General features: G+C 48.7%; 6 protein-coding genes. 4 read left to right on the forward strand and 2 right to left on the reverse strand.

Annotated features, from left to right (window positions below):
* The first annotated feature begins 56 nt into the window (after positions 1–56).
* Positions 57–1,796 carry a dipeptide ABC transporter ATP-binding protein gene (locus LAY57_RS20635; RefSeq protein ID WP_249068758.1) on the forward strand — a complete coding sequence of 580 codons (1,740 nt, stop codon included), beginning with the start codon at positions 57–59 and terminating at the stop codon, positions 1,794–1,796.
* 130 nt (positions 1,797–1,926) lie between these two features.
* Here LAY57_RS20635 and LAY57_RS20640 read toward each other — a convergent pair whose 3' ends face one another.
* Complete coding sequence (locus tag LAY57_RS20640; protein ID WP_249068759.1) at positions 1,927–2,937, reverse strand: type I glyceraldehyde-3-phosphate dehydrogenase; 1,011 nt, start codon at positions 2,935–2,937, stop codon at positions 1,927–1,929.
* 85 nt (positions 2,938–3,022) lie between these two features.
* Entirely contained in the window at positions 3,023–3,559 is a 537-nt protein-coding gene (nadD, locus tag LAY57_RS20645; RefSeq protein WP_249068760.1) for a nicotinate (nicotinamide) nucleotide adenylyltransferase, read from the reverse strand.
* A 243-nt stretch (positions 3,560–3,802) separates the two neighbouring features.
* Here nadD and murC point away from each other — a divergent pair, with 243 nt between their 5' ends.
* The 3 genes from murC to LAY57_RS20660 all read left to right on the forward strand — a co-directional run bounded on the left by murC (position 3,803) and on the right by LAY57_RS20660 (position 7,009).
* Entirely contained in the window at positions 3,803–5,362 is a 1,560-nt protein-coding gene (gene murC, locus LAY57_RS20650; RefSeq protein ID WP_249068761.1) for a UDP-N-acetylmuramate--L-alanine ligase, read from the forward strand.
* A gap of 52 nt (positions 5,363–5,414) precedes the next feature.
* Positions 5,415–6,407: a UDP-N-acetylmuramate dehydrogenase gene (gene murB / locus LAY57_RS20655; RefSeq protein ID WP_249068762.1), complete on the forward strand. Its 993-nt coding sequence runs from the start codon at positions 5,415–5,417 to the stop codon at positions 6,405–6,407.
* A gap of 257 nt (positions 6,408–6,664) precedes the next feature.
* On the forward strand, positions 6,665–7,009 hold the full coding sequence (locus LAY57_RS20660) for a YbaB/EbfC family nucleoid-associated protein (protein WP_249068763.1): 345 nt from the start codon (positions 6,665–6,667) through the stop codon (positions 7,007–7,009).
* Positions 7,010–7,322: the final 313 nt, after the last annotated feature.

Here is a 7,322-nt window from a genome sequence, read left to right on the forward strand (position 1 = left end):
AGTACTTTTCACTAATGACTAATGACTAATCAGCAATGACAAAGGACAAATGACGAATGACTAATGACAAAGTGCTGTTTGACGTGGAAAATTTGCGGGTAGCGTATCCTAGTTACCAGTCTGCTTCTGTTGATGGGGAATCTTCGTCCATAAGTTGGGCTGTGGATGATGTCTCTTTTAGCCTCAAATCGGGGGAACGTTTGGGATTGGTGGGTGAATCTGGCTGCGGTAAATCAACGCTGGGACGCGCTGCTATGCGGTTGCTACCACCCGACAGCCAGGTTGAAGGAAATATCCGCTTTGAAGGTGAATCTGTTTTAGATTTGACTCCTGCTCAGCTGCGCCGATTTCGAGGGGAAGCGGTGGCGCTAATTTTTCAAGACCCGATGACGCGCCTCGATCCTTTGATGACAATTGGGGATCACTGCGTGGAAACGCTCAAAGCTCATCAATCCCATTTGTCGCGGCGTCAAGCGAAGGAAAAGGCGATTGAAACGCTGGAGGCTGTGAAGATCCCGGCAAATCGTTGGTCGCAGTATCCTCATGAGTTTAGCGGTGGGATGCGACAGCGGGTTGCGATCGCACTTGCCTTACTCCTCAATCCCAAACTTATTGTGGCAGATGAACCGACTACCAGCTTGGACGTTACCGTTTCGGCTCAAATTTTGGAGGAACTAACGCGGCTTTGTCGGGAACGGGATATGGCTTTGCTGTTAATTTCCCACGATTTGGCAATGGTGGGTGAATACTGCGATCTTATGGCTGTGATGTATGCTGGCAAAATTGTAGAATCTGGTTCCACTAAGTCAATACTCCAACATCCTCAACACGAATATACGCGATCGCTTCTCCAAGCCGCCCTCCACATTCAAGCCGTCAGCGACGATGAAGCGGGGGATTCAGGGAATTTTTCCACACATTCCTCATTGCTCAAAACTCAAAACTCTCCCAGTCCCCAGTCCCCACTCCCCAGTCCCCAATCTCCAATTCTGCTGGTAAAAGATTTAAAGCAGCACTACACGCTGGAAGGTAATTTCATCGAACAGTTATTTTCCAAAAATATTCCTGTTATCAAAGCTGTAGATGGCGTCAGTCTAGAACTTTATCCCGGTGAAATACTGGGATTGGTAGGAGAATCCGGTTGTGGAAAAAGTACCTTATCGCGAACAATTTTGCAACTGCGGAAGCCGACTTCTGGGAAGGTAGAGTTTCTTGGAGAGGAACTAACTAACCTGTCCCGCGAGTCCATGCGGCTGACTCGGCGGCAAATCCAAATGATATTTCAAGACCCCCATGCTTGCCTCAATCCCCGCATGACAGTAGAACAAAGTATCGCCGATCCCCTGTTTATTCACAAACTGGCTGAGCCGGGAGAGGCTAAAAAGCAGGTGATGCAGATGTTGGAACGAGTGGGTTTAACGCCAGCATCTGAGTACTACAACCGATATCCATCCGGTCTTTCTGGGGGACAGCAGCAACGGGTAGCGATCGCACGGGCCTTAATTACCAGACCCAAACTAATTATCTGCGATGAACCTGTCAGTATGCTTGATGCTCATGTTCAGACGCAGGTGCTGGAGCTAATGTTGGAACTCAAACGAGATTTCGATCTGACGTATTTATTTATTACTCACGATCTTTCGGTAGCGAGGTTTTTTTGCGATCGCATCGCCGTCATGAATGCCGGTCGCATAGTCGAACTAGGCAATACCAGAGATATTTTTACCAATCCCCAGCATCTTTATACCCAAACCTTGTTACAAGCTGCTCCCCTACTAGCTCGTTCCACCAATTAGTTAGAGTGGGCATGACCAATAACCGATCGCCAATTTCAGATTTCAGATTTCAAATTGCAGATTTCAAATCTGAAATCTACAATTTGAAATTTGAACTTTTCTAATGACCAATGACTAATTTAGTAACTAATCAAGTCCACTTCTGAGCCACCAGTTCAGCCAGATCGACAACCCGTTGGCTGTAACCCCACTCGTTGTCATACCAAGCCACAACCTTAACCATATCGCCATCCATGACCATTGTCAGACTGGCATCTACGATCGAAGAGGCATCAGTACCGCGATAATCCGACGAGACAAGCTCTAGGTCGCTGTATTCCAGAACGCCTTTCAACGAATTGTTCGCAGCTTCCTTCAGGACTTGGTTCACCTCTTCAGCAAACGTCCTTTTCTCGACAATAACTACCAAATCCACCACAGAAACATTAGGAGTAGGAACTCGCAAAGCGATCCCATTGAGCTTACCCTTTAGTGCTGGCAAAACCAGAGAAACTGCTTTAGCTGCACCAGTCGAAGTCGGCACAATGTTCATCGCCGCCGCTCTTGCCCGTCTTAAATCACGGTGGCTAGCATCTAGTAAACGCTGGTCACCAGTGTAACTGTGAGTGGTAGTCATAGTGCCTTTGATGATGCCGAATTGTTCGTGCAACACCTTAGCAATCGGAGCCAGACAGTTAGTGGTACAGCTAGCATTGCTAATGATCCAATGCTTTTCGTGTTCATACTGGTCGTGATTGACCCCGTACACAAAAGTACCGTCATCGCCTTTGCCAGGAGCGGTAATCAGAACCTTCTTGGCACCAGCAGTTAAATGCTTGGATGCCCCTTCCTTGCTGACAAAGACGCCGGTCGATTCGATGATCAGGTCAATATCCCAAGCTTTCCAGGGCAAATTCTCTGGATTGCGATCTGACACGCATTTGACCGTCTTGCCGTTTACGATGATGGAATTTTCATCGTAATTTATATCAGCATCAAACCTCCCCAGCATGGTGTCATATTTCAGCAAGTGGGAGTTGGTTTTTGGATCGGAGGTGTCATTGATACCAACAACCTCAATTTGACTATCTTTTCTGCCTGCCCAACAGCGCATGAAGTTGCGTCCGATGCGTCCAAAACCGTTAATTGCTACTCTAATCACTGCGTCTTGCCCTCTGTCTACTCAATTGATCGATCCCTAGTGATGAACCAGATCATATCGCAAAGGGTGGACAAATCGAAGCGTCTTATGTGGTTTGGACTTGGAGCAGAGGAGCAGAGGAGCAATTTTCTTGACAACTGACAACTGACCACTGACAACTGACAACTGACTGGGCAACCTGCTGGCAGAGCGAATTAACTGAGGAGTTGCCAAAGGCGTCTGGGCGGGGTGCCACCAGCCATTGACAGGCTGGCACGAGTTCCTCTCGTCGATGCCATTGAGGTAAGGTTTGAAAGGCATCTAAGCCAATAATCCAATACCAATGGGTGTGGGGGTAAAAAGATTGGAGGTCTTCGAGGGTGTCAATAGCGTAAGAATAACCGATGCGCTGGCAGGATTTTGGCCCGATCGCCAAATCTGAGCGATCGCAAATAGCCAATCGCACTAATTCCCAACGATGCTCAAAATCTAACCAACAAGACTGGGATTTGTGAGGAGGGCAGCGAGCCGGTATCCAAATAACTCTATCTAGCCCAAACTGACTCAGCGCTGTCTCTGCCATCAACAGGTGTCCCCAGTGAACGGGATCGAACTTACCCCCGAAAATTGCCAATTTCCCCATACTCGAACAGGATTTCCGGAGCGATAATAGATTCCACGCTTAAAGGTAAAAATAGTACATCACTGTAAAAATTGTCAAAAAATACCGTACTCTCTAGCATAACTGCATAGATTTCCAGGAAATATATCTTTAGGCTATTAAGCTAAATCAGCATTAACGCTGTATCGTGAAAAAATAATTCCTGCTATGATATCGCCTGTTATGGGTGCAGTGCGGTCTTTGTGTGGTGTGTAAGGAGCTAAGATGCTAAATTCTGTAGATTTTAGCGGGAAGCCATTTCATTTCATCGGTATAGGTGGAATTGGAATGTCAGCTCTCGCCTACGTTGTGGCGAAACGGAAACTGCCTGTATCCGGCTCGGATATTCGCCCAAGTCACATTACTCAGCGATTACAGGTAATAGGGGCTCACATCTTTGGTAGTCAAGACGCCACAAATTTAGAGTTCTTCCACCAGAAAGCAGACTCGGTTTGTGTAGCCGAAGCGACCGCCACGGTTAGTGTAGGCTCAAAAACTCTCCGAATGACGGAACAAGTCTGCAAACCGGAAGATCGCTATCAAGTCTCGCTCCCAACAGCTGTCTTGCCTCAAGTTATTTGTTCCACAGCAATCAATACCGCCAATCCTGAGTATCGAGCGGCACTTGAGTTAGGTTGTCCGATTTTCCATCGCTCAGATTTGCTGGCCGCCTTAATTGAGGATTACCAGAGCATTGCAGTGGCAGGTACCCACGGTAAAACTACCACCAGTAGTATGATCGGGTATTTGCTGCTGGTGGCGGGTCTAGACCCGACAATTGTAGTCGGGGGAGAGGTGGCGGCATGGGAAGGCAATGCCCGTATGGGACAAGGCGATTATCTAGTCGCTGAGGCGGATGAATCGGATGGCTCTCTCGTCAAGCTCTCCGCCCAAATTGGGGTGGTGACTAACATCGAACTCGATCATCCAGACCACTACGAAAACCTGGAAGAGGTGATAACCACATTCCAAGTATTTGCACAACGCTGTCAAATTACGGTTGGGTGCATTGACTGCCCCACTGTCCGGGATCGGCTAAAACCGACAGTTAGCTATAGCCTACAGATGGATTCTGGCGCTGACTATACGGTAGATTGTGCGGTGTATCGTGCTGATGGTACTACGGCACGGGTTTGGGAGCGAGGAAAAATCCTGGGGCAGTTGAATTTTAAGTTGTTGGGAGAACATAATCTCAGTAACGCACTGGCAGCGATCGCAGTTGGTCGTAACTTGGGCTTGGAATTTGCGGTTATTGCAAATGCTCTAGCTACTTTTGAGGGAGCCCGCCGTCGCTTTGAACATCGAGGCGAAGTCAATGGCATCCGCTTTATTGACGACTACGCCCACCACCCCAGCGAAATTAGCGCCACGCTGGCAGCCGCACGCATCCAAGCCAAGGAATTGTTCAATTCATCGTCTGGAAGGGTTGTAGCCATCTTTCAACCTCACCGTTACAGTCGTACCCTTGCTTTCTTATCAGAATTTGGTCTGTGCTTCAATAATGCCGACCTTGTGGTCGTCTCTGACATTTATAGTGCAGGCGAACCAAATCCCGACAAAATTAGCGGTGAAATGGTGGTAGATGAGATCGCCAAACACCACCCCCAAGTGAGGTATCAACCTTCGCTTCATTCGATGTATCAGTTTCTCACAGAAAATCTCCACCCTGGTGACATTGCCCTCTTTCTCGGAGCTGGAAACCTAAATCAGGTAATTCCAGAAGTCATGGCTTTTTACGAAAACGCCGAGCGGGGTGTGCATCAAGAATGTCGCCGCAGCGCCTAATTTGTGCAAAAAATATGTTTGCCCTCAAGTTTTAGGGCGTGTGTAATCAGCTATGACTGTCTCCAATCACCTCTCCCAAGGACTTAAGGTGGCTAGCTCACAAGCCCCTCTGTTCAACCTAAATCAACCAAAAGAAAGGCAATTTTACCTTCCCGGTACGGAATGCCCGGTCAAGTACCAAGTTTCTCTGGCAAGCCTGACTTCCTTTCGGGTCGGCGGCCCAGCCGAGTGGTACGTCGCGCCCAGACAATTGAGCGAGTTACAAGCCTGCTTTGAATGGGCTATGTCTTCCGACCTACCGATTACTTTGTTGGGGGCTGGCTCGAACTTGCTTGTGAGCGATCGCGGTTTACCCGGTTTGGTCATCTGTACTCGCCACCTTCGTTACACCCACTTCGACCCCGAAACAGGTCAGGTGACCGCCGCCGCCGGAGAACCCCTAGTGCGTCTGGCGTGGCAAGCAGCTGAGCGGGGTTGGCAAGGCATGGAATGGGCAGTTGGTATTCCCGGCACCGTTGGTGGTGCTGCGGTCATGAATGCAGGCGCTCACAATAGCTGTACAGCAGATATTTTGGCACGCGCTCGCGTGCTTTGCCCGGACGGTAGCATTCAGATTCTCACTTCCCAAGACCTGCGCTACAGCTATCGCAGCTCAATACTGCAAGGTGAAAATCGCTTGGTCACTCAGGTTACTTTCCAACTTCAACCAGGAGCAGACCCAGCAAGGGTGATGGCCGCCACAACCGAACATCTCCGGCGGCGGCATAGCACTCAGCCTTATAACAAGCCTAGCTGCGGCAGTGTGTTTCGGAATCCAACACCTCATGCAGCTGCGTGGTTAATTGAGCAAACAGGTCTCAAAGGCCATCGCATCGGAGGTGCTACAGTTGCCGAACGCCACGCCAACTTTATTCTCAACTGCGGTGGGGCAACGGCTAATGATATTTTCCAGCTGATCCGCTATGTCCAGAGTAAGGTTGAACAGCACTGGTCTCTGTGCTTGGAGCCGGAGGTGAAGATTCTGGGCGAGTTTCAACCTGTTTAGAGGTAATGGGCTTAAGGTGATGAGTAAGCAAGTGTAAGGCTCATCACCATTCATTAGACCTCTCCAAAAAACATTGTAGAGACGTTTCATGAAACGTCTCTACAAGGGTTCTAGGCGACGCACCTTTGATTTCTGGAGATGTCTATTGCTGACAAATGGCAAAAGGATTGTGTCCGGTCACCCTTGTCAAAGGGCTGTTAGCGGATATTAGGTGGGTGAGCGTTAAAATCAGGTAGGTATACGCAGTCAATTAACCTATGTCACAGAAACAGGGATTCGGCTTCGGTCTAGGCAAAATGAAAGAGCTGGCCGATGCTTTCAAAAAAGCTCAACAGGTTCAAGAAGGTGCCAAAAGGCTTCAAGAAGAATTGGAGCAAATGGAGATTGAGGGACAGTCTGAAGATGGCTTAGTCAAGGTTGTTCTCAATGGCAACCAAGAACCCATTAGCGTGGAAATTTCCCCTGACGCCCTTGGGCAAGGAGCAGAAGCCCTTTCTACCATCGTTGCGGCGGCGATGAAAGATGCCTACCAAAAATCCACTGCTACGATGCGGAGTCGCATGGAAGAGTTGACGAGTGGGCTAGATCTACCAGGGCTTTGAATTAGCTGTAGGGGCGCTGCATTCCGTAACAAATCTTTGGGTTTAACCAAAAAATTATCCCCGGAATGAATCGCTCCTACAATACGATCGCAGCAGGGCTGTCTGGCGAAGCTAGAACAGCCCTGCTGTATTTTTGGCAATCTACAAACTGGCAGTTTTGCCAGTTTCAGCTTGAGTGGGAATTGGCTTAACGTCGCTGTAGCCCATGTTACTGGCTACTGTACGCAAAACTGATATTTGCCGTTCGATTTTTGCTAACATTCATTAACAAAAACTTCCTGTTTCATCTGGGACTGTCGGCAGCACCCCATCC

Source organism: Argonema antarcticum A004/B2 (assembly GCF_023333585.1).
Lineage (GTDB): Bacteria > Cyanobacteriota > Cyanobacteriia > Cyanobacteriales > Aerosakkonemataceae > Argonema > Argonema antarcticum.